This is a genomic window from Sphingomonas pituitosa NBRC 102491, assembly GCF_001598435.1.
Taxonomy (GTDB): Bacteria; Pseudomonadota; Alphaproteobacteria; order Sphingomonadales; family Sphingomonadaceae; genus Sphingomonas; species Sphingomonas pituitosa.
Genome location: NZ_BCYY01000004.1, coordinates 21,985 through 46,740, shown reverse-complemented (window position 1 = coordinate 46,740; position 24,756 = coordinate 21,985). Strand labels below are relative to the sequence as shown.

Sequence of the window (24,756 nt, the reverse complement as noted above, 5' to 3'; positions counted from 1 at the left end):
GCCGACGCATCTTCGTGCCGCTCCGAAATCGTTACGAAGTAAAACCGGTTTAGGCGTAAGACGGGATGCAGGGCCGCGCGGGGGCGTGGTCCGTCATGGGGAGGGGCTTGTATGAAAATACTGCGTTCGGTGGTTGCGGTCGTTGCCGCAGGACTTTCGCTCGCCGGTTGTACCCAGCCGCGACCGAAGCCGATCATCGGCTGCAACTATACGATGCTGCCGATCAGCGTCAGCCCGGCATGGCAGGCGAAGGCGGTGTTGCCGGTCGCCGGCGACATGCTGTCGCGCGTGACCGATCGTGCCGCCGACCAGCTGGGTTCGGCACTGCGCGCCCGCCGCGCGACGCGGCTGCGGGCGACCGCGCAGCCCGGCGCTCTCGCCATGGCGACCGAGCCCGACCGGTTCCTTGCCCTGAGCGGCGGCGGCCAGCACGGCGCGTTCGGCGCGGGCTTCTTCTACGGCATGGCCGAGAAGGGCGGGCTGCCCACCTGGGATATCGTCACCGGCGTCAGCACCGGCTCGCTGCAGAGCACCTTGCTGTTCCTCGCCAACCAGCCGGTGCCGGGCGACCGCGACTATGCCGCGTGGGTCGACGGCCCGCTCTCGGGCGCGGAAGGCGCGACGGGGTTCGTGGTGAAGCCGGGCACGTCCAACGTCGGGGATCTCGTGCTAGCCTATTCGATCCTCAAGGAAGCCGATCTGCTGCGCGTGCGCGGCGGCGGCGCGGCCCTGGGGGCGTTGCTCAAGGGATCGAGCGCGAGCTTCGCGCCGCTGCGTGCGCGGCTGCGCCGGATCATCAGCCTGGGCACGCTGCGCGCCGTCGCCGAGGAGGGGCAGAAGAACCGTCTGCTGCTCGTCGGCGTCAGCAACCTCGACGACGGCAAGGCCTATGCGATCGACCTCACCGCACTCGCCGCACCGATGCTGGCAGCGGGCCTGCCGCGTGCCGAGGCGGAGCGGATCCAGGGTTGCTATGTCGATGCGCTGCTCGCTTCGTCGTCGGTACCGCCGGGCGTGCCGCCGGTGACGCTCCAGCGTCGCGCCGAGGGTGCCGCCGCGGCGCCGCAGACCGAGCGGACCGAGATGTACATGGACGGCGGCGCCCGCTTCGGCATGTTCCTCCAGCCGGTGCTGCGGGCGTTCGATGCGGCGGGCCCGGGCGGCAAGGCCGAGATCACGCTGATGGTGAACACCTCGATGGAGCCGGGCAGCTGGAGCGGCACCGATGCGCCGATGCAGCGCTTCTCCGCGGTTTCCGGCGGGCTGCGCGCGGTCGATCTGCTGGAGACGCAGGTGTACAGCTTCTCGGCCGCGCAGGTGGAAGCGCTGGGCCTGGAATATGGCTGGCTGCGCATGGCCTCGCTCACCCGCGCGCCGGGCGGCGGGGCGCCGCAGGATCATGTCTTCAACGGCAAGAGCTGCGCGCAGTGGCAGGCGATCGATGCCAAGGCCAGGCCGATGCAGTTCTACCCCTGGTACATGGCCTGCACCGCCGATTACGGCCGCGGGCGGGGCGCCGCGCAGCAATGGAATCACCGCGTGCCCACACAGCCATAAAGGCAGGTTGACCTGCGGCCACAAGCGGCCCTAGACGTGCGAGAGGGCGGCCCGGATAGGTCGCCCTTTTGCGTTTCTGGAGTTTTCCCCAACCTTTTCGTCGTAAGGAGTACAGTTCCCATGACCATCACCCCGCTCATGCCCGTCTACCCGCGGTGCGGTGTGCGGCCGGTGCGAGGCGAGGGCTGCTACCTGATCGGTGAACGAGGGGAACGCTATCTCGATTTCGCCGCGGGTATCGCCGTCAACGCGCTGGGCCATGGCCATCCGCATCTGGTGAAGGCGATCGCCGACCAGGCGGCCACGCTGATGCACGTCTCGAACCTCTACGGCAGCCCCCAGGGCGAGGCGCTGGCCGAGCGGATCCTGAAGCACAGCTTCGCCGACACGGTGTTCTTCACCAATTCGGGCGTCGAGGCGATCGAGTGCGCGATCAAGACCGCGCGCCGTTATCACTATGCCAACGGCAACCCGCAGCGGCACAAGCTGATCACCTTCAAGAACGCCTTTCACGGCCGTTCGCTGGGGGCGATCTCGGCGACCGACCAGGGCAAGATGCGCGACGGATTCGAGCCGCTGCTGCCGGGCTTCGACTATGTGCCGTTCAACGATCTGGAGGGCGCGCTCGCCAAGATCGACGGGGAGACCGCGGGCTTCCTGGTCGAGACGATCCAGGGCGAGGGCGGCATGACCGCCGGCACGGTCGAATTCATCCAGGGCCTGCGCAAGGCCGCGGACGAGCACGGCCTGTTGCTGATCCTCGACGAGATCCAGTGCGGCTATGGCCGTACCGGCAAGATGTGGGCCTATGAGCATTACGGCATCACGCCCGACATCATGACCTCGGCCAAGGGCATCGGCGCGGGCTTCCCGCTCGGCGCCTGCCTCGCCACCGCGGAAGCGGCCAAGGGGATGGTCGCGGGCACCCACGGCTCCACCTATGGCGGCAACCCGCTGGCGATGGCGGCCGGCATGGCGGTGCTCGACGTGATGGAGGAGCCCGGCTTCCTCGAGCACGTCACCCGCATGGGCGAGCGTCTCCGCCAGGCCTTCGAGCAACTGATCCCCAACCATGATCACCTGTTCGAGGAAATTCGCGGCAAGGGCCTGATGCTCGGCATCAAGATGAAGGACACGGCGGTGAGCCGCGACTTCGTCGCCCATCTGCGCGATCATCACGGGCTGCTGACCGTGGCGGCGGGCGAGAACGTGTTCCGCGTGCTGCCGCCGCTGGTGATCGACGAAAGCCACATCGCCGAGGCGGTCGACAAGCTGAGCGCGGGCGCGCGCAGCTTTGCACCGGCCACCACCAACTGAAGTGTTTCCTCTCCCGCGCAAGCGGGGGAGGGGGACCATGCGCAGCATGGTGGAGGGGGAATCCCCGCGGCGCGAGATACCGGTGGTCCGGGGGGAACTCCCCTTCCACCACCGGCTTCGCCGGCGGTCCCCCTCTTCCGCTGACGCGAGGGAGGAAACCATGACCCGCCACTTTATCGATCTCACCGATGCCGGCGCGCACGCGATCGCGGCGATGCTGAACGACGCGATGGCCCGCAAGACCGTGCGGGCCGGCTGGCCCAAGGGCAAGGCCGATGCCGATGCCCCGCTGGCCGGCCACACGCTGGCGATGATCTTCGAGAAGAACAGCACGCGCACCCGGGTCTCGTTCGACATGGCGATCCGCCAGCTCGGCGGCACCAGCATCGTGATGGATGCCGGATCGATGCAGCTCGGCCGCGGCGAGAGCATTGCGGATACCGCGCGCGTCCTCTCGGGCTATGTCGACGCGATCATGATTCGTACCGACGATCACCAGAAGGTGCTCGACATGGCGGCGCATGCCTCCGTGCCGGTCATCAACGGCCTTACCGATGCCTCGCACCCCTGCCAGATCATGGCGGACCTGCTGACCATCCTGGAAAGCGGCAAGGCGCTGCCGGGCCTCAAGGTCGCGTGGCTGGGCGACGGCAACAACGTGCTCGCCTCGATCATGGAGGCCGCCGGGCTGATGGAGTTCGACGTCGTCGCCGCCTGCCCGCAGGGCTATCAGCCGAGCGACGCCGACGTTGCCCGCGCTAAGGGCCGCGCCCGCGTGGTCGGCACCGCGCGCGAGGCGGCGGAAGGCGCGGACGTTATCGTCACCGATACCTGGATCTCGATGGGCCAGGCCCATGCCGAGACCAAGCTCGCGGCGATGATGCCCTTCCAGGTCGACGCGGCGCTGATGGCCGCCGCCAAGCCCGACGCGAAGTTCCTTCACTGCCTGCCCGCGCATCGCGGCGAGGAAGTGACAGACGCGGTGATCGACGGCCCGCAGTCGCTGATCTGGCCCGAGGCGGAGAACCGGCTGCACGCGCAGAAGTCGGTCCTGCGCTGGTGCTTCGGGCAGCTCTGAACGCGGTTGTTCGCCTTTTTGAACGGAGCGCGCCAATATCGTCGCGCCGAGCGGCCGCGGGAGCTGCTGATGGGGGAACGGGATGCTTGCGGCACTGATGCTCGCGCAGTTGTGGGCGACGAAGATCGCGCCGCCGGTGCCGCTGGCCCAAGGCGTGGTGCTCGCATCACCCACCGCGGCCGCTCGCGCGCTCAGCGTGGAGGGGATCGCGGCGCTTCCCGCGACGCCGGTCACGATCACGCTGCAATGCGCTGTCGACCGAGACACACTGACCTTCTGCATTCCCGCGGCCGACGGCGGCACCGCTGATACCAGGACCTTCTGGCAGCGGGCGCTTTCCAGCGACCGGGCGCAGCAGCGCGAGGCGGATCCGCTTCTCGACGCCGCGCTGACCCGCATGCAATATTATCGGGTGCAGCCGATGCCGGCCAGGCCGAAGGTCACCCCCACCGTGCTGATCCGCGAGATCGTCTCCGTCGCGGATCGCGCGCCGAGCGGGCCGCCGACCGGCATTTCGGAGCAGCGTGCGCTGCCCTTGACGACGGCGCCGTTCAACCCCGGTGATTTCTATCCGGCCTCCGCGCGGCGGGCGGGCGCGTCCAACACCATCCGCGCGACATGCCGGGTGCTGGCCGATCTGAGCCTGTACTGCCGAGATCCCCAGGTCGACCTGCCGCCCCGGGAGGGGCCCGCCCCGGCCTGGCGGCAGCCGGAGTTCGACCGCAATTTTCTTTTCGCCACCCGGATGATGCTGGCGGCCGCGCATGCCGATCCGGTCACGAAAAGCGGAGAGCCGGGCGTAGGCCGCGACGTGGTGGTCAGGATAGGCTGGTACATCGGGTGACCGATCGGGGGTGCGGCCCGGGGCCGCTCCGTTCACGATAGCCAGCGGACCAGAACGACGCCGAGGGGCACGACGGCGAGCACGAAACGGAGCAGGGTGATCCGCGCGATGCACGCCAGCGCGGCGGCGGCGGACACGCCGAACAGCAGCGGTGCGGTGACCAGATGATCGGCCACGGCCGGATTGGTTTCCATCCCGGCCAGCATCGCCCCCGGGATCGACGGCAGGAAGCAGACGGCGGAGACGAGCCCGGTGACCGTGGCAACGGCTTTGCCCAGGCCCTGTATCGTGGCCATGATGCTGCGCCGTTGCTCGGGTGCCGGGGCCATGCGGCGATGCTAGCAGGTGGCGGACCCCATCGGAAGCTCCACGCGACGCAACGCGGCTTAGCGTCGGCGTGCGTCCGCTAGAGTCCCGCCAGCGCCGCCGCGCCCACGTCCGCGATCGGCAGCGCCCCCAGCGTCTGGTCGACCGTCGCCAGCGCCTGCTCGGCGGAGCGCCGGTCGTCCTCGTCGCGGTGCTTGGGGTCCTTGCGGCGCAGCGCGGCCTTGAGCGTGCGGGCCAGATCCCGGGCCTCGCGGGCGAATTCCTCGTCGGCCTTTTCGCGCGCCTGCGTCGCCGCGCTCTTGCCGTTCTCCGCCGGGGTGGCGGTCGGCGTCGTACCGGCGGGTTTCTCCTCGCCGGTTTCCGACGTCGCGGCTCCCTTTGGCGGGACCTCGGTGCCCGCGGCTGCCGGCGCCCCCGCGGCGCCGTCCGCTTCGGCCGGCGCGGGCCCGCCCGCCGAGGCATCCCCCGCATCGGCGCCGCCCAGCTCGATCGCGCTGCCGCCGGCGCTGGTATAGCTCTTCACCGCGCCGGCGAGTTCGCGCGCGATCTGCGCGGCGGCGCGGGCGAGCTTCTTGGGGTCGCCCGCATAAAGCATCTTGAGCGCCTGGAGCCGCGCCTTGAGCTCCTTCACCTTCTGCGCGGCGCGGGCCTTCTGGGCGTCGCTGCTCTTGGTCTTCACCGCCGCCAGCGTGGCGACGGCCTGCTTGGCCTCCTCCAGCTTGCGCGCGGCGATCTCGTCCTTCCTGGAGAGCGGCGCCGTGGCGGGGGTGGCCGTGCCGGCGCCGCGCGGCTGTGCAACAGGGGCGAAGGCGGCGAAGGGCGCAAGCGAGAGCTTCATATCGACTTCATAGAACGAATACGCTTCCGAAGACTCAACGGCTTGCGGAACAATCTGAACCCCACGTCTAACAATCTTCGTCAGGCACCCCATATAGATGGGGCTGACGTCGCATGCGACGGATATTGGGCCGCCTCGGCTCCTCCCTATGTCCCTTTCTAGCCTCACCGAAGCCGGGATGCGCCGCCCTTGGCGCATGCCCGTCATGCATGGGACAAAGGAAACCCAGATGATCACCGGAACCGTAAAATTCTTCAATAACGACAAGGGCTATGGCTTTATCGCGCCGGAAAGCGGCGGCGGCGACGCCTTTGTCCACATCTCGGCCGTCGAGCGCGCAGGCATGCACACGCTCGATAAGGACCAGCGCGTTTCCTATGAGCTCGAGACGGACAACCGGGGCAAGACCTCGGCGGTCAATCTTCAGGCTGCCTGAAGCAAGGCGGTTCGGGCGGGCATCCAGATGCTCGCCCGAATCCATCCAGTTCGAGCAGGGGAAAACCTGCTTCAGGAAACGGAGGACGTCATGTCCAGAGCAATCAATGTCAGCGCAGCCAAAGAGCATGTCGTCGCGACCTGCGCCAAGCGCAAGATCGTCATCAGTGCGATCGAGACGCTGCAGTCCGGCGGGACGCGCGTGGTGATGAACAGCGCCGCCGATACCGCGATCATCGCCAAGGCCTATGGCAGCAAGGTGATCACCGGTGCCGTCCAGCGCGTGCCCACGCGCATGGGGAGACTGTAGAAACATGGCAGCATACAAGATTCCGAGCTTTCAGGAGCGCACCAACGCAGCGGCCGAAGCCAAGAGCAAGGCGCTGGCCCAGCTTCGGGCGCGTCCCGTAGCGGACGCTGCGACCCTGGCGGCGGGCAAGGAACGACGCCTGGCGAGCGAACGCGCCGAAGCCGAGAAGCGCGCTGCGGCACTCGCCGAGCGCGAAGAACTCGCCGCTGCGAAGCGCGAGAGCAAGGCCGAAGCCATCCGTGCGGCAGAGGCTGCGGCGGCAGTACCGGTGTTGACCGAGGCGGATCGCAAAGCTGCCCGCGACGCCAAATATGCGGCACGCAAGAACGCCAAGCGCGCCCGCTAGCCCGATCACGACCGCCATGGTCGTGACGGCGCAGGACACAGGAGCAGCTATGGCCAAGAGCCAGAAGAAGTCCAACAAGGAAGTTCGCAAGCCGAAGGCCGAAAAGGCTCCGAAGCAGAACGCCTCCAATCCGAGCACCAAGGGCAAGCCGGTCGAGATGACCACGCTTAAGTCCTGACAAAGAGGGGGCAGCTTCGGCGGCCCCCTTCAATGGCGGTTCGCCGTCCTGCTCGGCAAGCGAATTGGCCAGCAGCTCTTGGTGGTGCCAGCGCCTGCCATCGTATCTGGGTTCGTGCGGATCACGTAGTTTGCTCGCCATTGAGGCCCTACGAAGAAGGCCGGCTCCAAGCTTCGCTTCAAGAATCGGTGGACAGCCCCTTTAGCGCCGGCGCGGGAGCATCTACCTTCAGTCTCCATCATCTGGTTTCGCAGATGTGCGGTCAGGTCAGCGGGGCAACTTGTCTTATCTTCGATCACGCAAGCCAGCAAAGTTCGCCGCGGTCCTCCTCGGTGGCATTTTCATGTGGCTGGTTGCGGGCAGCTGCTGGGGCATGGCGAAGGAAGCCTATTTCGATCATGTCTTCGGCATGTGCTACGGCAACAAGGTTCCCGCAGGCGCCTGGACCGATCCACTCGACCGCGGCATCGGCACGCTCGACGCTACGGCCCGAGAGTTCGTGGCGCGCCGCAAGGCGGATGAAGCGGTAATCACCTGCACGGAGCGCTGGGCCGGCTGGATCCTCGAGGAGGAGCCGCTACGGGATAAGGGAAGTCCCTGCGCGCTGATGGTCGTTGTGGCGGGGCAGACTGTCCGTCCGCCGAGACATGATGTCACCATCTATCGCGAGGGATGCGCTCGCCCTTTCGGTGGTGGTTGAATGCCGGTTCCTGCGGGGTAGGCTGAAAGCCTGGAGCGACGCAGAACTTCATTGCGCCTAAACTTCCTAAGCTTCGCGCCGTTGCCCACCCGACACCCCCAACATTGTTTCCCGGCGCGAAACCCCTATCTACGCCGTCGAACCCAGAAAATGCGTTCGCCGGAGCGCGCGGAGTCACCCCGACTTCTCGCGGCCGATCCGAATGCCGGAGACCTAGTCGTGACCAACCCCGTTCCCGCCGCCGATCTCGATCGCGTGACCGGCTTTGCCATTCCCGACCGCCATGTCCGCGGCCGCGTCACGCGGCTGGGGCCGGTGCTGAACGACATTCTCTCGGCCCATGCCTATCCGGCGCCGATCGAGAAGCTGCTCGCCGAGGCGCTGACCCTAACCGCGCTGCTCGGCAGCACGCTCAAGGATGCCGAGGGGCAGATGACGCTGCAGGCGCAGACCCAGCGCGGCATCGTCAGCCTGATGGTGTGCGACTACAAGAATGGCGAGCTGCGCGGCTATGTGCAGTTCGATGCCACGCGGCTCAGCCGGCTCGGCAAGAACCCGTCGCTCTCGGCGCTGTTCAACGGCGGCTATCTGGCGGTGACGTTCGACCAGGCGGTCACCAAGGAGCGCTACCAGGGCATCGTGCCGCTGGAGGGCGCCTCGATCGCCGAGGCGGCGCAGAGCTATTTCCTCCAGTCGGAACAGATCCCGACGCTGGTGCGGCTGGGCGTGCACAAGGACAAGACGACCGGCCGGATGATCGCCGGCGGCCTGTTCCTCCAGCACCTGCCCGAGGGCGAGGTTGGCCGCGAGCGTCTGCACGTGCGGCTCGACCACCCCGAATGGCAGCATGTCGAGGCGCTGGGCAGCACGATGGGCGCCGACGAACTGGCCGATCAGGCGATCCATCTGGAAGGGCTGGTGTGGCGACTGTTCAACGAGGAAAGCGAAGTCCGCATGCTTGCCGGGCACGATCTGTCGCGCGGCTGCCGTTGCGGGGCGGACTATATCCAGCAGGTCCTCGCCAAGTTCCCGGAAGAGGAGCGGGCGGCGATGGCCGACGAGGGTGGCGTGATCAAGGTCGACTGCGCGTTCTGCTCCAAGCAGTTCCCGGTCGCGCTCGCCGATTTCGTTCCGCCGGCGTTGTAAAGCCGTAATCCTCCTATGATATGTGAATCGGCCGGCGGTGCTGTGGGAGCGGTGCCGCCGCCGAAATGGAGTTTGAACGGGTGAGCAAACGAGTGGCGTGGGTGCGTTTTGCGGCGGTTGCGTGCCTGGGACTGGTGACGGCGGGTGCCGCGGCGCAGCAGCAGCCGCGCCCCGCGATGCAGCGGACGGTAGACGTTCCCGCGCTCAACATCGTCCAGAAGGGCAAATGGACGGTGCGCGACAGCGAAGGAGGCGAGCGCAGCATCTGCCTGCGCGATCCCTACCAGATCCTGCGCCCGGAAAGCGTCACCACGCCCTGCCAGCATGTCGTGATGGAAAGCGCCGCCAGCCGGGCGACGGTGCGCACCAGCTGCGCCGGCCACGGCACCATGCTCACCCGCCTCACGGTGGACACGCCGCGCCAGGTGACGGTGGAGATGCAGGGGGTGATCGACGGGCAGCCCTTTTCGGAAACCTATGACGCGCGGCGCGTGGGCGAATGTTCCTGATCGCGCCGGTTACCATTCGTTAACCGTTCGGTCGTAGAAGGAAGGGGTCCCAGGGAGGTGTCTCTCTCTGGTTTGGTTTTCCCATTTCTATCCTTTCCGGCCGTCCCTTCGGGGGCGGCCATTTTTTTGCCGGCGAAAGCGCCTACATGCCGCCGATGACTCAAAGCATCGCCATCGCCCTGGTTTCGGGCGGACTCGATTCGATGGTATCCGCCGCGCGCGCCCGCGAGGACGGCCACCGTCTGCTCGCCCTCTCGATCGACTATAACCAGCGCCACAAGGTGGAGCTGGATGCCGCCGCGAAGATCGCCGCCATGCTCGGCGCCGAGCGCCACGTCGTGCTGCCGCTCGACCTGCGCGCCTTCGGCGGCTCCGCGCTGACCGCCGATATCGACGTGCCGAAGACCGGCGTCGGCAGCGACATTCCGATCACCTATGTCCCGGCGCGCAACACCATCTTCCTGAGCCTCGCGCTCGGCTGGGCCGAGGCGGCGGGCGCGCGGGACCTGTATATCGGGGTCAACGCGCTCGATTATTCGGGCTATCCCGATTGTCGGCCCGAATTCATCGCCGGCTTCGAGAAGCTGGCCGAGCTCGCCACCAAGGCGGGCGTGGAGGGCGCGCCCTTCCGCATCCAGGCGCCGCTGCAGAACATGACCAAGGCCGACATCGTCCGCGAGGCGGCACGGCTGGGGCTCGACGCCGGGATGAGCTGGTCCTGCTACGATCCGACGCCGCAAGGCCTGCATTGCGGGCTGTGCGACAGCTGCCGGTTGCGCTCGCGCGGGTTCGAGGAAGCCGGACTGCCCGATCCGACCCGCTACGCCACCCACCCATGAGTTACGCCGTCAAGGAAATGTTCCTCACCCTGCAGGGGGAGGGGATCAATGCCGGCGCGCGGGCGGTGTTCGTGCGCTTCGCCGGCTGCAACCTCTGGTCGGGGCGCGAGGAGGACCGGGCGACGGCGATATGCCGCTTCTGCGACACCGATTTCGTCGGGATCGACGGGCTGGGCGGCGGCCGGTTCGCCGATGCGGCGGCGCTGGTCGATGCGGTGGAAGGCCATTGGGGGCCGGGCCATGCGGCGCGGTTCGTCGTGCTGACCGGCGGCGAGCCGATGCTCCAGATCGACGACGCGCTGGTCGATGCGCTCCACGCCCGCGGCTTTCGCATCGCGATCGAGAGCAACGGCACGCTGCCGGTGCATCCGGGCATCGACTGGGTGTGCATCAGCCCCAAGGCGGGCAGCGACGTGGTGCAGCGCCGGGGCGACGAGCTCAAGCTGGTCTGGCCGCAGTCCGGCACGGATATCGCGGCGATCGAGGGGTGGGACTTCACCCATTTCCTGATCCAGCCCATGGACAGCGCCGAGGCGGAGGCGAACACCCGCGCGGCGATCGCGGTGGCGATGGAGCGCCCGCGCTGGCGGCTGACGCTGCAGACCCACAAGCTGCTGGGCCTGCGCTAGAGAAAAGGGGTGGCGTCTCCGCCACCCCTTCTTTTTTGATTCAGCCCAAGGACCCGCATTTGCGGACCTGATATTCGCCCTTGCGCCAGCATTTCTCCTCGCCGAACTGCGGCAGCGGGCGCAGCACCGGCCATATGAAGTTCAGGCGGCGGGTACGGAAATGCTGTTCGCCCCAGGCCTTGAGGCTCTCGCGCAGCTCGCGCATCCGGCGGGTGGCCACGTCGCCCAGCGCCCCGCGCGGCGCGTACACCGCATCCTGGCCGATTGAGGCGGCAGTCTGGCAGAAAGACAGCTGGCCGGAGACAGTCGAAAAGCTCGAATAGACGCGGGTCGAAAATTGATCGAGCGCCGTCTGCGCGGCCTTTTTCGTCTTCGTCGTTTTTAGGAAATATTTCTCAAGCGTATCATATGCTTTATTGAACTCGTCGTCATGGTCTTTGCGGACTGCGACATAGTTGTCGTCGGCCAGCAACGTCGGTTCGAACTTGCATTGCAGTGCAGCAACGTTCAGCGCGGCCCGCAGGCTCCACACCATTGCCGCGCGCAGCTCCGCCGGGGACGCGCCGGGCATCGCCTGCGCGATCATCCCGGGCTCGTTGCCGGTGACGGGCGGAGCCGACAGATCCACCGGCTTGAAGAAGAATTGTGCCGAAGCAGGCGCCGAAACGCAGATTGCCGCGAGGGCTGCCATGCCCAAAGTGATACGCCGACCCAGCATCCCATCCTCTTGATACCGCTATGAGGATTGTTCGTTAGGGCGTTTCGATTCGTCGCCCAAGCCCCTTTTTTCCAAACACGACGATCCGTGGGCGGCGAGGAGGGGCCGGCTCCGAAACGAGAAGGGCCGCCCGGTCGCCCGGACGGCCCTTTCGTAGTGCACGCAAAAGCGCGATGATTACATCGCGTTCGAAGCGTTCACCGTGGCGTTGTCGACAACGGCGTTGTCAACCGGAGCAGCGGTGTCAACGTTGGTCACCGAAGCGTCGACGACGTTTTCCGGAGCCACGACTTCGGTGGTGTTGTTGACGTTGGTCTCGGTGTTGCTGGTGCACGCCGAGGCCAGGAGGGCCGCACCGGCGATCATCGAACCAGCAACGATCTTCGAAAGGACTGCACGCATGTAATAGCTCCCTAGATAATGGATTTGGACGACGCTTGTACGCCGTTAATACCCAAACCGTGCTGGACATTAGACGGTTCGGGGGACACCCTCAAGACTCGAATTTATCCCGCGCGATCCAGAGCGTCCAAAAATGGCAGAAATGTGGCCTGCAGGGCGGCATCGAAGCGTTCCGTCGCAATCGATTTGCCCAGTGCCGCGGCGCTGGTGACGGGGAATTCGGCGATTCCACAGGGCACGATGCCGGTGAAATGGCCCAGATCGGGATCGAGGTTGATGGCGAAGCCGTGCAGCGTCACCCATTGGCGGATTCGCACGCCGATCGCGCCGATCTTCGCTTCGACACCGCGATCGAGCGTCCAGATGCCGATGCGGCCGGGCGCGCGGAACGCCTCGATGCCGCATTCGCCCAGCGCCGCGATCACCCAGCCTTCGATCGCATGGACATAGTTGCGCACGTCGCGCTGCCGCTCGCGCAGGTCGAGCACGACATAGCCGATGCGCTGCCCCGGGCCGTGATAGGTGTAGCGCCCGCCGCGCCCGGTACGGTGCACGGGAAAGCGCGGATCCAGCATCTCGGTGGGATCGGCGCTGGTGCCGGCGGTGTAGACGGGCGGATGTTCGAGCAGCCAGACCAGTTCCTGCGCCGTGTGCGCGGTGACCGCGGCGGCGCGCGCCTCCATGGCTGCATGGGCTTCGGCATAGTCGATCGGCCGGGGCTCGACCCGCCATTCGATGGTTTCGTGCATGATCGCCGCCGCTTGCGCCCTTCCGCGCCCCAAGGCAAGCATTGGCAAGGCGGTGCCCCCCGGCTAACACCCCGGGTCCCTCACGCAAGGACTTCGCCGCATGGCAAAAATGGGTATCGTCTGGGACCGGACCGCCGCGTTTGTCGGAGAGCGGCTTGGCACGCTGCTGCCGGTGGCGCTGGTGGCCTTCGTCGTACCCGGCGTGGTCAGTAGCTGCGCGCAGGTGCTGGCAGCAGGTGCGACGAGCGGCGCCCGCCTGGGACTGGGTGCGCTGGTGCTGCTGCTGTCGCTGCCGTCGATCTGGGGCTCGCTCACCGTTATCGCCCTCGCGACGGGGGAGGAGCGGCTGCCGAACGCAGGCGGGCTCGCGATGCGGCGGCTTCCGGCGACGGTGCTCGTCTCCGTCGGTCTGGGGCTGGCGGCGGTGCTCGCGCTGCTGCCGGTGGCGGTGATCCTGGCGGCGAGCGGCTATGACGTGGCGGCGATCGCGGCGGGGCAGGCGGGCAATGTGGTGGTCGATCCCCGGGCTTCGGGCCTGGTCGCGCTCTACATGCTGGTGCTGGTGCCGCTGCTGCTGGTCGCATTTACCCGGCTGCTCCTGGTCACCCCGGTCGTGCTGCGCGAGGGCGTGCTGTTCGGCGCGATCCGCCGCTCCTGGGCGCTGACCCGCAAGCATGGCTGGCGCATCTTCGGCATGCTGCTGCTGTTCGGCCTGACCGGGGGCATCGCCCAGCTCGCTGCGCAGGCGGTATTCGGATCCGTCTTCACCTTGCTGGCGGGTGGGGGACAGGGACTGACGACGGCATTCGTCCTGACCACGCTGGCGACGAGCTGCGTGCAGGCGATCGTGATGGTGCTGCTCGCCGCCTTCCAGGGTAGGCTCTACGTTGCGCTGACCACGGCCGATTCGGTGTGGCGCGCATGACGCTGCGCCTCGCCGGCCTCTTCGCCGACGCGAAAACCCTGTGGCGGCGCGAGCGCGCGCTGGTGCTGCCGGTCGCCGGCCTGTTCTTCCTGTTGCCGAGCCTCGGGCTCCTGCTGCTGTTGGCGCAGGGGGCACCGGAACTCGAGTCGCTTTCCGACCAGGCGGCGCTGCTCGCCTTCTATCGCAAGTTCGTCGAAGCCAATGTCGTGCCGCTGATGCTCGCCTATCTGGCGGTCGATTACGGCATCTTCGCGCTGTTCAACCTGTATCTGCGCGGCGACGGGCAGATGCTGGGGCAGGTGCTGCTGCAGGCGTTGCGGCGGCTGTTCCCTTTCCTGGTGATCGAGGTGGCGGTGAGCCTCGGTTTCCAGCTGGGCTTCTCGCTGTTCATCGCACCGGGGCTGTTCCTGTTCGCGCGCACCTGGCTGGCCGCGCCCGCCTATGCCGAGCGGCCCGGGGCGGGGCTGATCGAGGCATTCAAGCAGGGGTGGGTGCGCAGCGGCGGGGTCACGTGGCTGCTGTTCCTGCTGGTGACGGCGATGGTGTTCGTGGCCGGAATCGGCGCCATGGCGGTGGCGAGCATCGTCACCGGGCTGATCGCCACGATAGCGGGCGGCGGCGCGGTGCCGGAATTCCTCAGCTACCTGCTGCTGTCCGTGATCGGCGCGGGCGTGTGGACGGCGCTGGTGATCCTCCGCGTCGCCGCTTATCGCGCGACCGAACCCAGGCAGGGGATATGAGGCGCCGCCTCGGGCGGTAGCACGCCGAGCAGGCGGGGATCGGGAAAGGTCTCGATCGTTCGCTTGTAGGGCACGAAGCCGTGGCGGCGATAGAAGCCCAGCGCGGCCGGGTGGTCGAGCGTGCACGTGTGCACCCACACGCGGCCCACGTCTTTCCGCCAGGCGAAGGCGAGCGCCTGTGCCATCAGCCAGGCGCCATGGCCCTTGCCGGTGATCTCCGGCACCAGCCCGACATAGGAGAGCTCGCAGGTTGCGGGGTCACGGAAGTCGAGCTCGAGCATGCCGACTTCGACGCCTGCACGATCGACCACGGCGTAGACCATGACCTGCGGATCATCGAGAATCGCGCGCAGCCGCGCCTCGTCCATCACCAGCCGCGAGAACCAGAGCCACGGCCCCCCGACCCGGCGGAACAGCGCGCGGTATTTCTCGCTGTCCGGCGCCGGCCAGTGGACGAGGCGGAACGGCGAGGGCGGGAGCGGCCGGGGTCTGGGCCTTTCGCGCATCTCTAACGCGGTGACGATGGTGGCGAGGTGGTCGTTCGCTACCGGCAGCAGCCCCATCGGCTCAGCTCCAGGCGGCCATTGGCGGCAGGCTCATCAGGATCGCATCGACATTGCCGCCGGTCTTCAGCCCGAACAGCGTGCCGCGGTCGTAGATCAGGTTGAACTCGGCATAGCGGCCGCGCCATTCGAGCTGGCGCTGGCGATCGGCGTCGTCGAACGGCTGGTCCATCCGCCGCCGGACCAGCGCCGGGTAGACGTCGAGAAACGCCCGGCCGACATCCTGGGTGAAGGCGAAGTCCGCCTCCCAATCCCCCTCGAGGTGATCGTAGAAGATGCCGCCGACGCCGCGATGCACCTGGCGGTGCGGGATGTAGAAATACTCGTCCGCCCACGCCTTGAAGCGCGGATAATAAGCGGGGTCGTGCGCATCGCACGCGGCCTGCAGCCGCGCGTGGAAATCGGCGGTGTCCTCGGCATAGGGCAAGGGCGGGTTGAGATCGGCGCCGCCGCCGAACCAGCGCTTGGTGGTCGTCAGGAAGCGCGTGTTCATGTGGACCGCGGGCACGTGCGGGTTCGCCATGTGCGCGACCAGGCTGATGCCGGTGGCGAAGAAGGTCGGATCCTCGCCCGCGCCGTGGATCGTCTTGGCGAAGTCCCCCTCGAACGCGCCGCCGACGGTGGAGACGTTGACGCCCACTTTTTCGAACACCCGGCCCTTCATCACGCCGCGCACGCCGCCGCCGCCGGGCGCGCCGCTCGAATCGACGCGGTCCCAGGCGAGATAGTCGAACGACGCATCGGAGCCGGCTTCGCGCTCGATCGCCTCGAATTCGGCGCAGATCGAATCGCGCAGCCCCTCGAACCAGGTGCGCGCGCGCTGCTGCTGTTCGTCGAGCGTGATCACTGCCTCGGTCACTGGGGGAATCCTTCCGTCTGGCGTAGTGCCTCGGCCAGCCCGATGCCCGTTGCGACGGCGAGGTTCAAGGAGCGCAGCTCCGGCCGGAGCGGGATGCGGACGGCGGCATCGGCCCGCGCGTGCACGAAATCCGGCACGCCGCTGCTCTCGGCGCCGAACAACAGCGTGTCGCCGGGTTCGAAGCACGCTTCGGGCAGGCGGACGCCGCCGCGGGTGGTGAACAGCACCAGCCTGCCGGGCACCCGCGATTCAAAGGCGACCCAATCGGCGTGGCGCGCGGTCTCGGGTTCATAGTCCATCGCCGCGCGCTTGCGGGCGCGATCGCCCCAGGGAAAACCCATAGGCTCGATCAGGTCCACCGCCACGCCCATACAGGCCGCCAGCCGCAAGATGGTGCCGACATTCCCTGCAATTTCAGGCTGGAACAACGCTATGCGGATCATCGAGGGGCAAGTCATTTTGCAGTGCAACATTAAGGCCTTGGAGACGAGAATATGAAAAACCCTGTTGGCAAAGCTGCATTGCGCCGTCTATCAAACTTGTAACGCCACCGGAAATCCGGCCGGCACTGAGCTTCGTTTCGTCCGCGTTCCTCTCTCCGCGGTTCTCGCGCGGAAGAGTTCCCGAAGTGCAAGGGCTAGAGCATGGCAACGTTTGAAGAAGGCGTTTCTCCCGAACAGACCGTAGGCCCAGGCGGCGAAATCATCGAGAATCCCCGTCGTCGCGATTATCTCACCTATGCCGCCGCATCGGTGGCGGCGGTGGGCGCCGGCGTGGTGGTGCTGCCGCTGGTCAACTCGATGAACCCGTCGGCCGACGTGCTGGCGCAGTCGACCACCGAGGTGAACCTCGCGGCGATCGAGCCGGGGCAGGCGATCAAGGCCAGCTTCCGCAAGCAGCCTTTGTTCGTCCGCAACCTGACCCCGGCGGAGATCTCGCAGGCCGATGCGGTGCCGGTCTCCAGCCTGCGCGATCCGCAGACGCTGGACCAGCGCACCGCGGAAGGCCACAAGAACTGGCTGATCACGCTGGGCGTGTGCACCCATCTCGGCTGCGTGCCGCTGGGCGCGGGCGAGGGCGAGAGCCGGGGCCCGTTCGGCGGCTATTTCTGCCCGTGCCACGGCTCGGCCTATGATACCGCCGGCCGCATCCGTCAGGGGCCGGCGCCAAAGAATCTCGAAGTACCAAAATATAATTTCACGTCCGACACGGTCGTCGTTGTTGGGTGAGGAGAGACCTGGATGAGCTTTCCCTGGGCGCGCCATTACGAGCCGAAAAACCCGGTGATGAAATGGGTGGACGATCGGCTGCCACTGCCGCGGTTCGTCTATAACGCGATCGGCGCCGGATACCCGGTGCCGCGCAACCTGAACTATTTCTGGAACTTCGGCATCCTGGCAGGGCTGTCGCTGGTGATCCAGATCGTCACCGGCATCGTGCTGGCGATGCACTTCCACAGCTCAGCCGCCGGCGCGTTCGATTCGGTGAACGGCACGATCATGCGCGACGTGAACGCGGGCTGGTTCCTGCGCTTCGCCCACGCCAACGGCGCCAGCATGTTCTTCATCGTGGTGTACATCCACATCTTCCGCGGCCTGCATTACGGATCGTACAAGGCGCCGCGCGAGATGGTGTGGCTGCTCGGCGTCGTCATCTTCCTGCTGATGATGGCCACCGCCTTCATGGGCTATGTGCTCCCCTGGGGGCAGATGAGCTTCTGGGGGGCGCAGGTGATCACCGGCTTCTTCTCGGCCATACCCGTGGTGGGCGATTGGGTCCGCGTGTGGCTGCTCGGCGGCTATGCACCGGACGATGCGACGCTCAACCGCTTCTTCTCGCTCCACTATCTGCTGCCGTTCGTGATCGCGGGCGTGATCATCCTGCACATCTGGGCGCTGCACATTCCGGGTTCGAACAACCCGACCGGCGTGGAGGTGAAGGGCGAGCAGGATACCATCCCGTTCCACCCCTATTACACCGCCAAGGATGGGTTCGGGGTGGGCGTGTTCCTGATCCTGTTCTCGACGCTGATCTTCTTCTATCCCGATTATCTGGGCCACCCGGACAACTACATCCCGGCCAACCCGCTCTCGACGCCCGCCCACATCGTGCCCGAATGGTATTTCTGGCCCTTCTACGCGATCCTGCGCGCCTTCACCGCGGACTTCATCCTGCCGGCGAAGCTGTGGGGCGTGCTGGCGATGTTCGGATCGATCCTGCTCTTGTTCTTCCTGCCCTGGCTCGATCGCTCGCCGGTGCGCTCGGCCAATTTCCGGCCGATGTACCGCATCGCCTTCTGGCTGCTGGTCGCCGACGTGCTGATCCTCGGCTGGTGCGGCGGTTCGCCGGCGGAGCCGGCCTATGTGATCATCAGCCAGATCGCCGCCGCTTACTATTTCGCGCACTTCCTGATCATCGTGCCGATCATCTCGCGGATCGAGACGCCGCGCCCGCTGCCCAACTCGATCACCGAAGCGGTGCTGGGGAATGAAGGCGGATCGCGCATCACCGCCACCGCGGCGACGGCATAAGGGGGCCGGGGACCATGACGTCGATCTTTTTCCGCTCGATCAAGTTCCTGATCGGTGCCGGCTTCGTCTTCGTGCTGCTGCTGGCGCTGATCAGCAGCATCACCGGCCTGATCAAGGAGCCGCCGAAGCAGACCGCCGAACAGGCGCTGCACAAGCATCCGAAGGAGCTGGACATCGCTTCGAACGGGCCGCTCGGCAAGTTCGATCTCGGCCAGCTTCAGCGCGGCTTCAAGGTGTACAAGGAAGTCTGCGCGGCGTGCCACTCGCTGCACATGATCTCCTTCCGCAACCTCAAGGACCTTGGATACAGCGACGCGCAGGTGAAGAAGATCGCCAAGGAATGGGCGATGAAGCAGCCGGTGTTCGACGAGAAGGCCGGCACCTGGGGCGAGCGCGACAACATCCCCTCGGACCACATCCCGAAGGTCTATTACGCCGGCACCGGCAATCCGCCGGACCTCAGCCTGATCACCAAGGCGCGGCATGACGGCGCGGCCTATGTCCATTCGCTGCTGACCGGCTATGGCGAGAAGCCCGATCCGGCGGTGGCGGCGAAGTTCCCGGAGGCGATGAAGACGCCCGAGGGCATGCACTTCAACCCCTATTTCGCCAACCTCAACATCGCCATGCCGCCGCCCCTGACCAGCGAGGGCCAGGTCCAGTATGACGACGGCACCCGCGCGAGCGTGGACCAGATGGCGAAGGACGTCTCCGCCTTCCTCGTCTGGACCGCCGAGCCGACGCTGCAGGTGCGCCACCAGGCGGGTGCGGCCGTCGTGATCTTCTTGCTGTTTGCCACCGTGCTCGCCTATGGCGCGTACCTCACGGTTTGGCGCGGCATGAAGCATTGATGGACATCCAGCAGAACGAAGACATTCGCAGTCGCATTCGCACGATCCCCGACTTTCCGAAGCCGGGGATCCTGTTTCGCGACATCACCACGCTGCTGCTGGATGCCGAGGGGCTGCGGCTCACCATCGAGAAGATGGCGGCGCAGGTCGACGGCAAGATCGATCTGGTCGCCGGCGTCGAGGCCCGCGGCTTCGTGTTCGGTGCAGCCCTGGCGGTGCAGCTCGGCACCGGCGTGCTGCTGATCCGCAAGGACGGCAAGCTGCCGGGCGCGACCATCGCCGAGGATTATGCGCTCGAATACGGCACCGACCGGATCGCCATCCATGCCGATGCGCTGGTCCCCGGCGCCCGCGTGCTGCTGGTCGACGACCTGATCGCCACCGGCGGCACGGCCCGTGCGGCGGTGCGGCTGCTGCGCAAGGCAGGCGCGGAGGTGGCGCAGGCCTCGTTCGTCGTCGACCTGCCTGACCTGGGCGGCGCGGATGCGCTGCGCAGCGACGGGATCGCGGTTTCGGCGCTGGTCGCGTTCGAGGGCCACTGACGGAACTCCCGGCCGTTCCTGCGCGCTTCTCCGGTTGAGGAGCGCGTCCTCGGGCATCGCCTTGCTGCGCGCCTCCGGTACAGGAGCGTGATCGATGCACATCGGTGTGAAGACGATACTCGGCGCAGCGCTGCTCGGCGGTGCTGCGGCACTCGGCGGCTGCATGGACGACGGCTATGGCTATGGCGGCTCGCGCGTCGCCGTCGGGTACGGCAGCGGGTACGGCAGTGGCTATGGCAGCCCCTATTGGGGCTGGTACGACGACTATTATTACCCCGGCACCGGTGCCTATGTGTATGATCGCTACCGCCATCGCCACGCCTGGAACGACGGTCAGCGCGCCTATTGGGAGCAGCGCCGCGGCGGCTGGCGCGGCGACCAGCGCTGGCGCAACAACTGGCGGGAATTTCGCGGGCGTCCCGGCGTCGGTCGGCCGGGTCGCGGACGTCCGCACCGCTGAACCGCTGAACCGCTGCCCGCCCTTGCTCGCACGAAAGGCGTGGCACGGCGGCCGGGCAGCGGCTAGCATGGAACCATGCTGACGCGCCTTGCCGTTTCCGGCTATCGTTCGCTGCGCGACGTGCGGATCGCACTGGGGCCGCTCAACGTCATCACCTGTGCGAACGGCAGCGGCAAGTCGAGCCTGTATCGCGCGCTGCGGCTCCTCTCCGAGCTGGCGCAGGGGCGGGCGATCGCGTCGCTGGCGTCGGAAGGCGGGCTGGCGTCCACGCTGTGGGCGGGCCCGGAGAAGATCAGCCGCGACATGCGCAGCGGCAAGCATCCGGTGCAAGGGACCCGGCGCAGCGGCCCGGTGAGCCTGAAGCTGGGCTTCGCCGCGGAGGATTTCGGCTATGCCGTCGATCTGGGCCTGCCGATCCCCTCGATCACCCGCTTCGAACAGGATCCGGAGGTGAAGGTGGAGAGCGTGTGGACGGGGCAGTTGCTCGGCCGCAGCACTGTCTTCGCCGATCGCAACGGTCCCCGCGTGCGGCTCCGCGACCGCGAGACCGGGGAGTGGCGGGCCCGCTACAGCGACCTGCCCGCCTATGACAGCATGATGATGCACTGCGCCGATGCGGTGGATGGGTTCGAACTGCTGCAGCTGCGCGAGCGGATGCGCAACTGGCGCTTCTATGACGATCTGCGCACCGATCGCGATTCACCCGCCCGCCGCCCGCAGGTCGGTACCCGCACGCCGGTGCTGGCGAGCGACGGCTCGGATCTAGGCGCCGCACTCCAGACCATCGTCGAGATCGGCGACGCCGATACGCTGCAGGATACGATCGCCGATGCATTCGACGGGGCGACGCTCTCGGTGGGGGAACGCTTCGAGGTCGAGATGCGGCAGGCGGGGCTGCTCCGGCCGCTGCTTGCTGCCGAGCTTTCGGACGGTACGCTCCGCTATCTGCTGCTGGCCGCTGCGCTGCTCTCGCCGCGCCCCCCCGAATTGATGATCCTCAACGAGCCCGAGGCCAGCCTGCATCCGGCGCTGCTCGATCCGCTCGCCCGCTTGCTGGTGACCGCGTCGCAGCGCTGCCAGCTGATCGTGGTGTCGCACGCGCCTGCGCTGGTGGAAGCGCTGGATCGCGCCGCGGAGACGCTGGTGATCGAACTCCGCAAGGAATGGGGCGAGACGCTGACGTCCCAGGCCGCGGTGCCCGACTGGACGTGGCCCGCGCGCTGAGCCTCAATCCTGCTTGCGCCGGGCGATCAGGGCGTTGGCGATGAAGCTGAGGACCGGCTCGTCCTTCTGGTTGAAGGTGGTCATCCGGCTGCGGACGATGCCCATGTCCGGGCGGCTCTGCGAGGCGCGCGCCTCCAGCACTTCGGTTTCGCAGCGGAGCACGTCGCCAGGGTAGACCGGCTTCAGCCAGCGGAGTTCGTCGATACCCGCGGCGCCCAGACTGGCGACGGGTTCTTCCGCATGATGCGCGACCAGCATCGCCATCGTCATCGCGTTGGTGTGCCAGCCGCTCGCCGCCAGCCGGCCGAAATGCGTCTTCGCGGCAGCTTCGTCCGAGAGGTGGAACGGCTGCGGATCGTATTTTCTGGCGAAGTCGAGCACTTCCTCGCGGGTGACGTCGTAGCGGCCGAAACTCGCGCGGTCGCCTGGCTGGATGTCGTCGAAAAAGCGCATGGTGACGAGTTTCAATCAGAAACTCGTTGCTGGCAAGCGGATTCAGCGGGGCTGGAGCAGGCTCCGGAAGGGTGCGTCGTCGCCGTCAAGACCGCGCCCTGGCGGCAGGCCGAGCAGGTCGCGGAGTAGCGGAGCGACGTCGACATTGTCGAAGGCGGGCACCGTGCCGTGGCGGAAGGCGGGGCCCGCGGCGATGAACAGCGCGGCCATGTCGGCCGAGCGATTGTCATAGCCATGCTCGCCGCGGGTAAAGGGCGCGTCGGGCAACTTCTCGACGATCATCCAGCGCGGCTCGGCGAGGCAGAGGATCGCCGGGATGCGGGGGTTGCTGCCGAAGCGGAAGCGTGCCGGAATCTCGGCCTTGCGCCAGCATTCCATGTGCGGGTGGCGGCCGAGCAGCGTCCCTTCCACCAGCGCTTCCTTGCCGGGCAGCGGGGTGAGCGCCGCGAAGGGGCCTGCCTCGATCAGATGATAGCTGTCCTTGGGGAGGTCGAGCGGGATGACGCGCGTGTCGCTCGTCTCCGACATGCCGTGATCGGAAACAAGGACGAGGTTCGCCGGCTGGTGGAGCGCCGCGAGGCCATCGACCAGCGCACCGATCTGGGCGTCCACCTGCGCGGCAGCCTGGGCCACCTCGGGGGAGTTCGGCCCATAGTCGTGGCCCACCACATCGACCCGGTCGAAATAGAGGGTCACGAAGCGCGGGCGGTCCGCTGCGGCCGGGCGACGGAGCCAGTCGAGCACCGTGTCGACGCGCTGCGTGCCGTTGATCGCCTGATTATATTGCAGCCAGTCGCGGGGGCGGGCGCCGCCGGCATAGTCGCCATGATCTGCCTTGGTCACCGTGCTGCCCCAGGCGACGTTCGCGCCGGGCCAGAATACCGTGCCTGTGCGGATGCCGGCGCGTTCCGCCTCGACCCAGATCGGCGGCGCGGCGTTCCACCAATAGGGCGCGTCGCTGGCGGTGGTGAAGGTCTGGCCCGGATGGGCGGCGTCCTCCATCCGGTTGCCGACGATGCCGTGATGGTCGGGCACCAGCCCGGTTACCAGCGTCCAGTGATTGGGGAAGGTCTTGCTCGGGAAGCTCGGGCGCATCGGGCCGGTGATTCCCTGCGCCGCGAGCCGGGCGAGATTGGGGGTCACGCCGCGCTGGAGATAATCGCTGCGAAAACCGTCGATCGAGATCAGGATGGTCACCGGCGGCCGCGCTTCGTTGGCCATGGCAGGCGGTGGCGGCGGGGTGTGGGCCGGCGGCGTGGCACAGGCCTGGAGAACCGCGACAAGGGCGGCGGCGGCGATACGGGTAGTCCAGCGCATGGGGCGGCTCCATGCGCCGGTTTCATTGCAAGGAGAAGGCGCTTTTGCGTTACCGCCCCAGCGCCAGCCGCGCGAACAGCGTGTAGCTCACCGGCGCCTTGCCATACGCCGCATCGAGCGCGCTCGGCTTGGCATAGGCCGCGACCGATCCGCCCAGTGCCAGCTCGGTCTGGTGGGCCAGCGGGATGCGATAGGCATAGCCGCCCTCGAACCGCGTCACGCGGAATTTCCGGTCGTGCAGCGGATCGTCGTGATCGGGGAAAAGCTCGTCATTGGCGACATTCTCCACCCGGCCGAACAGACTGTGGCGGCTGGTGAGATCCCAGTTCGCTTCGGCGGTGAAGGCGCTCAGCACCGGCCCCGGCAGGCGGTGCTTGGCGGCATAGGCGACCATCGCGGAGACCTTGCCCGTGCTGTAATGGAGGCTGGCGGTGGTGCGCTGCTCGTCTTCGCCGGCATGGGTGACTTCGGGACTTTTGAGCCGCCCGGTCGAGACCTGCGCCACCCAGCGATCGGTGGGCGACCAGCTGGCGCGCACGCTCCAGCTGTCGAGCTTGATGCGATCCACGTCCCAGCGATGCTCGTCGGGCTCGCGGCCGTTGAACCACGAGCCTTCGAGCTGCACGCGCCCCGCCTGCACGCCGCCGGTGACGACGCCATAGGTGATGTGGCTGCTGTCGAACCAGTGGTGCGCGATCGGGGACAGCGCGAAATAGCGGGCCGAACGGCGGTGCATGAAGGCGCTGGGGCCGAGCGCCGGCTCGGCGACCGGGCCGCCATAGACGAACAGCTTGGTGCCGGGCGCGACCTGGGTGTCGACGCGGGCGGAGAGTTCCATGAACAGATCGTGCGGGTGCTGGCGATCGACCAGGGCTACGCCGTTCGCCGTCTCGCCGCTGGCGAACAGGTTCGGATAGCCGCGCTGGCCCATGGCGGGCTCCAGGCTGCCCATTGCGCGAAGCTGAAGACTGGTGCCGCCCCAGTCGCGGGTGGCGCTGAGCATCGCCATCGATTCGACGAATGCCTCGTCGCTGCCGCGCTTGCCGCCCTGATCGGTATAGACGCCCCAGACATATCCGTGCGCCATCACCATCCAGTCGCCATGGCCGAGCATCACGCCGCGCATCGGCCCGTCGGCCTGGGGGAGCAGCGCGGTGCCCGAACCGCCCGCCGCGTGATCGGAGCCGCCCATGCGCATCATCGGCATCGGCCGGTCCGCATCCATGCCGGGCATGGCGTGGCCCATCGCGGCATGGTCCTGCGGTGTCGGCTCGGCGGGCATGGCGGACATGTCGTGCATGCTGTGATCCTCCTGCGCGAGCGCGGGCAGGGGGGCGAGCAGGGCGAGGGCGGGTAGCAGGGTACGCAA

At 67.3% G+C, this 24,756-nt stretch carries 32 protein-coding genes; 21 read left to right on the top strand and 11 right to left on the bottom strand.

The genetic code is table 11. From position 1 onward, the window contains the following. Nucleotides 1–111: 111 nt before the first annotated feature. The 4 genes from SPI01S_RS05650 to SPI01S_RS05635 all read left to right on the top strand — a co-directional run bounded on the left by SPI01S_RS05650 (nt 112) and on the right by SPI01S_RS05635 (nt 4,796). Nucleotides 112–1,557 carry a patatin-like phospholipase family protein gene (locus SPI01S_RS05650; RefSeq protein WP_066719477.1) on the top strand — a complete coding sequence of 482 codons (1,446 nt, stop codon included), beginning with the start codon at nt 112–114 and terminating at the stop codon, nt 1,555–1,557. 120 nt (nt 1,558–1,677) lie between these two features. Then, the gene (locus SPI01S_RS05645; protein WP_066719474.1) at nt 1,678–2,874 is read left to right on the top strand and encodes an aspartate aminotransferase family protein; all 1,197 of its coding nucleotides are present in this window, start codon (nt 1,678–1,680) and stop codon (nt 2,872–2,874) included. Between the two features lie 160 nt (nt 2,875–3,034). Continuing rightward, nucleotides 3,035–3,952, top strand: a complete 918-nt coding sequence (gene argF / locus SPI01S_RS05640; RefSeq protein WP_066719473.1) for an ornithine carbamoyltransferase — start codon at nt 3,035–3,037, stop codon at nt 3,950–3,952. Nucleotides 3,953–4,034: 82 nt separating this feature from the next. Then, nucleotides 4,035–4,796 (top strand): hypothetical protein, encoded by a 762-nt coding sequence (locus SPI01S_RS05635; protein WP_066719471.1) that lies wholly within the window; start codon nt 4,035–4,037, stop codon nt 4,794–4,796. A 32-nt stretch (nt 4,797–4,828) separates the two neighbouring features. Here the strand turns inward: SPI01S_RS05635 and SPI01S_RS05630 are convergent, their stop codons facing one another. Together SPI01S_RS05630 and SPI01S_RS05625 are read right to left on the bottom strand one after the other, a co-directional pair. Beyond that, nucleotides 4,829–5,092, bottom strand: coding sequence for a hypothetical protein (locus tag SPI01S_RS05630; protein WP_157084577.1), 264 nt, complete (start codon nt 5,090–5,092; stop codon nt 4,829–4,831). A gap of 110 nt (nt 5,093–5,202) precedes the next feature. Next, the gene (locus tag SPI01S_RS05625; protein WP_066719466.1) at nt 5,203–5,961 is read right to left on the bottom strand and encodes a hypothetical protein; all 759 of its coding nucleotides are present in this window, start codon (nt 5,959–5,961) and stop codon (nt 5,203–5,205) included. 229 nt (nt 5,962–6,190) lie between these two features. Here SPI01S_RS05625 and SPI01S_RS05620 point away from each other — a divergent pair, with 229 nt between their 5' ends. The 9 genes from SPI01S_RS05620 to queE all read left to right on the top strand — a co-directional run bounded on the left by SPI01S_RS05620 (nt 6,191) and on the right by queE (nt 11,053). After that, complete coding sequence (locus SPI01S_RS05620; protein ID WP_066719735.1) at nt 6,191–6,397, top strand: cold-shock protein; 207 nt, start codon at nt 6,191–6,193, stop codon at nt 6,395–6,397. Nucleotides 6,398–6,487: 90 nt separating this feature from the next. Beyond that, the gene (locus SPI01S_RS05615) at nt 6,488–6,706 is read left to right on the top strand and encodes a hypothetical protein (RefSeq protein ID WP_066719464.1); all 219 of its coding nucleotides are present in this window, start codon (nt 6,488–6,490) and stop codon (nt 6,704–6,706) included. 4 nt (nt 6,707–6,710) lie between these two features. Next, nucleotides 6,711–7,052 carry a DUF6481 family protein gene (locus tag SPI01S_RS05610; protein ID WP_066719461.1) on the top strand — a complete coding sequence of 114 codons (342 nt, stop codon included), beginning with the start codon at nt 6,711–6,713 and terminating at the stop codon, nt 7,050–7,052. A gap of 49 nt (nt 7,053–7,101) precedes the next feature. Beyond that, nucleotides 7,102–7,230 (top strand): hypothetical protein, encoded by a 129-nt coding sequence (locus tag SPI01S_RS23225; RefSeq protein WP_281179428.1) that lies wholly within the window; start codon nt 7,102–7,104, stop codon nt 7,228–7,230. Between the two features lie 373 nt (nt 7,231–7,603). After that, nucleotides 7,604–7,930: a hypothetical protein gene (locus tag SPI01S_RS05605; protein ID WP_157084576.1), complete on the top strand. Its 327-nt coding sequence runs from the start codon at nt 7,604–7,606 to the stop codon at nt 7,928–7,930. Between the two features lie 219 nt (nt 7,931–8,149). Further along, nucleotides 8,150–9,076 carry an Hsp33 family molecular chaperone HslO gene (gene hslO / locus SPI01S_RS05600; RefSeq protein WP_066719455.1) on the top strand — a complete coding sequence of 309 codons (927 nt, stop codon included), beginning with the start codon at nt 8,150–8,152 and terminating at the stop codon, nt 9,074–9,076. An 80-nt stretch (nt 9,077–9,156) separates the two neighbouring features. Beyond that, on the top strand, nt 9,157–9,585 hold the full coding sequence (locus tag SPI01S_RS05595; protein WP_245653490.1) for a hypothetical protein: 429 nt from the start codon (nt 9,157–9,159) through the stop codon (nt 9,583–9,585). 146 nt (nt 9,586–9,731) lie between these two features. Further along, nucleotides 9,732–10,424 (top strand): 7-cyano-7-deazaguanine synthase QueC, encoded by a 693-nt coding sequence (gene queC / locus SPI01S_RS05590; protein WP_066719453.1) that lies wholly within the window; start codon nt 9,732–9,734, stop codon nt 10,422–10,424. Next, nucleotides 10,421–11,053, top strand: a complete 633-nt coding sequence (gene queE, locus SPI01S_RS05585) for a 7-carboxy-7-deazaguanine synthase (RefSeq protein WP_066719451.1) — start codon at nt 10,421–10,423, stop codon at nt 11,051–11,053. The genes queC and queE overlap by 4 nt, the downstream gene beginning before the upstream one ends. Nucleotides 11,054–11,093: 40 nt before the next feature. Here queE and SPI01S_RS05580 read toward each other — a convergent pair whose 3' ends face one another. From SPI01S_RS05580 to lipB, 3 genes are all read right to left on the bottom strand, one after another. Continuing rightward, the gene (locus SPI01S_RS05580) at nt 11,094–11,744 is read right to left on the bottom strand and encodes a hypothetical protein (protein ID WP_245653489.1); all 651 of its coding nucleotides are present in this window, start codon (nt 11,742–11,744) and stop codon (nt 11,094–11,096) included. A 204-nt stretch (nt 11,745–11,948) separates the two neighbouring features. Continuing rightward, the gene (locus tag SPI01S_RS05575) at nt 11,949–12,173 is read right to left on the bottom strand and encodes a hypothetical protein (RefSeq protein ID WP_066719444.1); all 225 of its coding nucleotides are present in this window, start codon (nt 12,171–12,173) and stop codon (nt 11,949–11,951) included. Between the two features lie 104 nt (nt 12,174–12,277). After that, nucleotides 12,278–12,922 carry a lipoyl(octanoyl) transferase LipB gene (gene lipB / locus SPI01S_RS05570; protein WP_066719441.1) on the bottom strand — a complete coding sequence of 215 codons (645 nt, stop codon included), beginning with the start codon at nt 12,920–12,922 and terminating at the stop codon, nt 12,278–12,280. 100 nt (nt 12,923–13,022) lie between these two features. Here lipB and SPI01S_RS05565 point away from each other — a divergent pair, with 100 nt between their 5' ends. Together SPI01S_RS05565 and SPI01S_RS05560 are read left to right on the top strand one after the other, a co-directional pair. After that, nucleotides 13,023–13,847 carry a DUF7847 domain-containing protein gene (locus tag SPI01S_RS05565; RefSeq protein ID WP_157084575.1) on the top strand — a complete coding sequence of 275 codons (825 nt, stop codon included), beginning with the start codon at nt 13,023–13,025 and terminating at the stop codon, nt 13,845–13,847. Next, entirely contained in the window at nt 13,844–14,587 is a 744-nt protein-coding gene (locus SPI01S_RS05560) for a hypothetical protein (protein WP_066719727.1), read from the top strand. The genes SPI01S_RS05565 and SPI01S_RS05560 overlap by 4 nt, the downstream gene beginning before the upstream one ends. On the opposite strand, the gene SPI01S_RS05555 is transcribed toward SPI01S_RS05560, so the two are convergent. From SPI01S_RS05555 to SPI01S_RS05545, 3 genes are read right to left on the bottom strand one after another with little or no spacing between them, the layout of a single operon-like run. Continuing rightward, the gene (locus SPI01S_RS05555; protein ID WP_066719435.1) at nt 14,554–15,150 is read right to left on the bottom strand and encodes a GNAT family N-acetyltransferase; all 597 of its coding nucleotides are present in this window, start codon (nt 15,148–15,150) and stop codon (nt 14,554–14,556) included. The two genes, SPI01S_RS05560 and SPI01S_RS05555, sit on opposite strands and share 34 nt — an antisense overlap. Before the next feature lie 4 nt (nt 15,151–15,154). Continuing rightward, nucleotides 15,155–15,997, bottom strand: coding sequence for an oxygen-dependent coproporphyrinogen oxidase (hemF, locus tag SPI01S_RS05550; RefSeq protein ID WP_066719721.1), 843 nt, complete (start codon nt 15,995–15,997; stop codon nt 15,155–15,157). Nucleotides 15,998–16,005: 8 nt separating this feature from the next. Next, nucleotides 16,006–16,449 (bottom strand): tRNA (cytidine(34)-2'-O)-methyltransferase, encoded by a 444-nt coding sequence (locus SPI01S_RS05545; RefSeq protein ID WP_066719724.1) that lies wholly within the window; start codon nt 16,447–16,449, stop codon nt 16,006–16,008. A gap of 204 nt (nt 16,450–16,653) precedes the next feature. Here SPI01S_RS05545 and petA point away from each other — a divergent pair, with 204 nt between their 5' ends. The 6 genes from petA (at nt 16,654) to SPI01S_RS05515 (ending at nt 21,617) form a co-directional block, all read left to right on the top strand. Next, on the top strand, nt 16,654–17,238 hold the full coding sequence (petA, locus tag SPI01S_RS05540; protein WP_066719432.1) for a ubiquinol-cytochrome c reductase iron-sulfur subunit: 585 nt from the start codon (nt 16,654–16,656) through the stop codon (nt 17,236–17,238). Between the two features lie 12 nt (nt 17,239–17,250). Beyond that, nucleotides 17,251–18,540, top strand: coding sequence for a cytochrome b (locus SPI01S_RS05535; protein WP_066719429.1), 1,290 nt, complete (start codon nt 17,251–17,253; stop codon nt 18,538–18,540). 14 nt (nt 18,541–18,554) lie between these two features. Then, the gene (locus SPI01S_RS05530; RefSeq protein ID WP_066719425.1) at nt 18,555–19,391 is read left to right on the top strand and encodes a cytochrome c1; all 837 of its coding nucleotides are present in this window, start codon (nt 18,555–18,557) and stop codon (nt 19,389–19,391) included. Next, nucleotides 19,391–19,933: an adenine phosphoribosyltransferase gene (locus tag SPI01S_RS05525; protein WP_066719420.1), complete on the top strand. Its 543-nt coding sequence runs from the start codon at nt 19,391–19,393 to the stop codon at nt 19,931–19,933. The genes SPI01S_RS05530 and SPI01S_RS05525 overlap by 1 nt, the downstream gene beginning before the upstream one ends. A gap of 94 nt (nt 19,934–20,027) precedes the next feature. After that, nucleotides 20,028–20,393 (top strand): hypothetical protein, encoded by a 366-nt coding sequence (locus tag SPI01S_RS05520; protein ID WP_066719417.1) that lies wholly within the window; start codon nt 20,028–20,030, stop codon nt 20,391–20,393. Nucleotides 20,394–20,468: 75 nt separating this feature from the next. Continuing rightward, on the top strand, nt 20,469–21,617 hold the full coding sequence (locus tag SPI01S_RS05515; protein WP_066719415.1) for an AAA family ATPase: 1,149 nt from the start codon (nt 20,469–20,471) through the stop codon (nt 21,615–21,617). Between the two features lie 3 nt (nt 21,618–21,620). Here SPI01S_RS05515 and SPI01S_RS05510 read toward each other — a convergent pair whose 3' ends face one another. The 3 genes from SPI01S_RS05510 to SPI01S_RS05500 are packed head-to-tail and all read right to left on the bottom strand — an operon-like array spanning nt 21,621 to nt 24,756. Next, nucleotides 21,621–22,070 carry a MaoC family dehydratase gene (locus SPI01S_RS05510; protein WP_066719413.1) on the bottom strand — a complete coding sequence of 150 codons (450 nt, stop codon included), beginning with the start codon at nt 22,068–22,070 and terminating at the stop codon, nt 21,621–21,623. A 42-nt stretch (nt 22,071–22,112) separates the two neighbouring features. Further along, the gene (locus tag SPI01S_RS05505; protein ID WP_066719409.1) at nt 22,113–23,387 is read right to left on the bottom strand and encodes an alkaline phosphatase family protein; all 1,275 of its coding nucleotides are present in this window, start codon (nt 23,385–23,387) and stop codon (nt 22,113–22,115) included. Nucleotides 23,388–23,436: 49 nt separating this feature from the next. Beyond that, a complete protein-coding gene (locus SPI01S_RS05500) occupies nt 23,437–24,756 on the bottom strand; it encodes a hypothetical protein (protein WP_245653488.1) in 1,320 nt (439 codons plus the stop codon).

What these genes read in the sequence shown, in the direction of transcription:
- SPI01S_RS05645 (WP_066719474.1), top strand. Translation starts at nt 1,678, where the DNA reads ATGACCATCACCCCGCTCATGCCCGTCTACCCGCGGTGCGGTGTGCGG.
- SPI01S_RS05620 (WP_066719735.1), top strand. Translation starts at nt 6,191, where the DNA reads ATGATCACCGGAACCGTAAAATTCTTCAATAACGACAAGGGCTATGGC.
- SPI01S_RS05610 (WP_066719461.1), top strand. Translation starts at nt 6,711, where the DNA reads ATGGCAGCATACAAGATTCCGAGCTTTCAGGAGCGCACCAACGCAGCG.
- SPI01S_RS05525 (WP_066719420.1), top strand. Translation starts at nt 19,391, where the DNA reads ATGGACATCCAGCAGAACGAAGACATTCGCAGTCGCATTCGCACGATC.
- queE (WP_066719451.1), top strand. Translation starts at nt 10,421, where the DNA reads ATGAGTTACGCCGTCAAGGAAATGTTCCTCACCCTGCAGGGGGAGGGG.
- SPI01S_RS05505 (WP_066719409.1), bottom strand. Translation starts at nt 23,387, where the DNA reads ATGCGCTGGACTACCCGTATCGCCGCCGCCGCCCTTGTCGCGGTTCTC.
- SPI01S_RS05625 (WP_066719466.1), bottom strand. Translation starts at nt 5,961, where the DNA reads ATGAAGCTCTCGCTTGCGCCCTTCGCCGCCTTCGCCCCTGTTGCACAG.
- SPI01S_RS05650 (WP_066719477.1), top strand. Translation starts at nt 112, where the DNA reads ATGAAAATACTGCGTTCGGTGGTTGCGGTCGTTGCCGCAGGACTTTCG.
- SPI01S_RS05635 (WP_066719471.1), top strand. Translation starts at nt 4,035, where the DNA reads ATGCTTGCGGCACTGATGCTCGCGCAGTTGTGGGCGACGAAGATCGCG.
- SPI01S_RS05565 (WP_157084575.1), top strand. Translation starts at nt 13,023, where the DNA reads ATGGCAAAAATGGGTATCGTCTGGGACCGGACCGCCGCGTTTGTCGGA.
- SPI01S_RS05560 (WP_066719727.1), top strand. Translation starts at nt 13,844, where the DNA reads ATGACGCTGCGCCTCGCCGGCCTCTTCGCCGACGCGAAAACCCTGTGG.
- SPI01S_RS05515 (WP_066719415.1), top strand. Translation starts at nt 20,469, where the DNA reads ATGCTGACGCGCCTTGCCGTTTCCGGCTATCGTTCGCTGCGCGACGTG.
- SPI01S_RS05520 (WP_066719417.1), top strand. Translation starts at nt 20,028, where the DNA reads ATGCACATCGGTGTGAAGACGATACTCGGCGCAGCGCTGCTCGGCGGT.
- argF (WP_066719473.1), top strand. Translation starts at nt 3,035, where the DNA reads ATGACCCGCCACTTTATCGATCTCACCGATGCCGGCGCGCACGCGATC.
- SPI01S_RS05605 (WP_157084576.1), top strand. Translation starts at nt 7,604, where the DNA reads ATGGCGAAGGAAGCCTATTTCGATCATGTCTTCGGCATGTGCTACGGC.
- SPI01S_RS05510 (WP_066719413.1), bottom strand. Translation starts at nt 22,070, where the DNA reads ATGCGCTTTTTCGACGACATCCAGCCAGGCGACCGCGCGAGTTTCGGC.
- SPI01S_RS05535 (WP_066719429.1), top strand. Translation starts at nt 17,251, where the DNA reads ATGAGCTTTCCCTGGGCGCGCCATTACGAGCCGAAAAACCCGGTGATG.
- SPI01S_RS05630 (WP_157084577.1), bottom strand. Translation starts at nt 5,092, where the DNA reads ATGGCCACGATACAGGGCCTGGGCAAAGCCGTTGCCACGGTCACCGGG.
- SPI01S_RS05580 (WP_245653489.1), bottom strand. Translation starts at nt 11,744, where the DNA reads ATGGCAGCCCTCGCGGCAATCTGCGTTTCGGCGCCTGCTTCGGCACAA.
- lipB (WP_066719441.1), bottom strand. Translation starts at nt 12,922, where the DNA reads ATGCACGAAACCATCGAATGGCGGGTCGAGCCCCGGCCGATCGACTAT.
- queC (WP_066719453.1), top strand. Translation starts at nt 9,732, where the DNA reads ATGCCGCCGATGACTCAAAGCATCGCCATCGCCCTGGTTTCGGGCGGA.
- SPI01S_RS05615 (WP_066719464.1), top strand. Translation starts at nt 6,488, where the DNA reads ATGTCCAGAGCAATCAATGTCAGCGCAGCCAAAGAGCATGTCGTCGCG.
- SPI01S_RS05530 (WP_066719425.1), top strand. Translation starts at nt 18,555, where the DNA reads ATGACGTCGATCTTTTTCCGCTCGATCAAGTTCCTGATCGGTGCCGGC.
- SPI01S_RS05555 (WP_066719435.1), bottom strand. Translation starts at nt 15,150, where the DNA reads ATGGGGCTGCTGCCGGTAGCGAACGACCACCTCGCCACCATCGTCACC.
- petA (WP_066719432.1), top strand. Translation starts at nt 16,654, where the DNA reads ATGGCAACGTTTGAAGAAGGCGTTTCTCCCGAACAGACCGTAGGCCCA.
- SPI01S_RS23225 (WP_281179428.1), top strand. Translation starts at nt 7,102, where the DNA reads ATGGCCAAGAGCCAGAAGAAGTCCAACAAGGAAGTTCGCAAGCCGAAG.
- SPI01S_RS05575 (WP_066719444.1), bottom strand. Translation starts at nt 12,173, where the DNA reads ATGCGTGCAGTCCTTTCGAAGATCGTTGCTGGTTCGATGATCGCCGGT.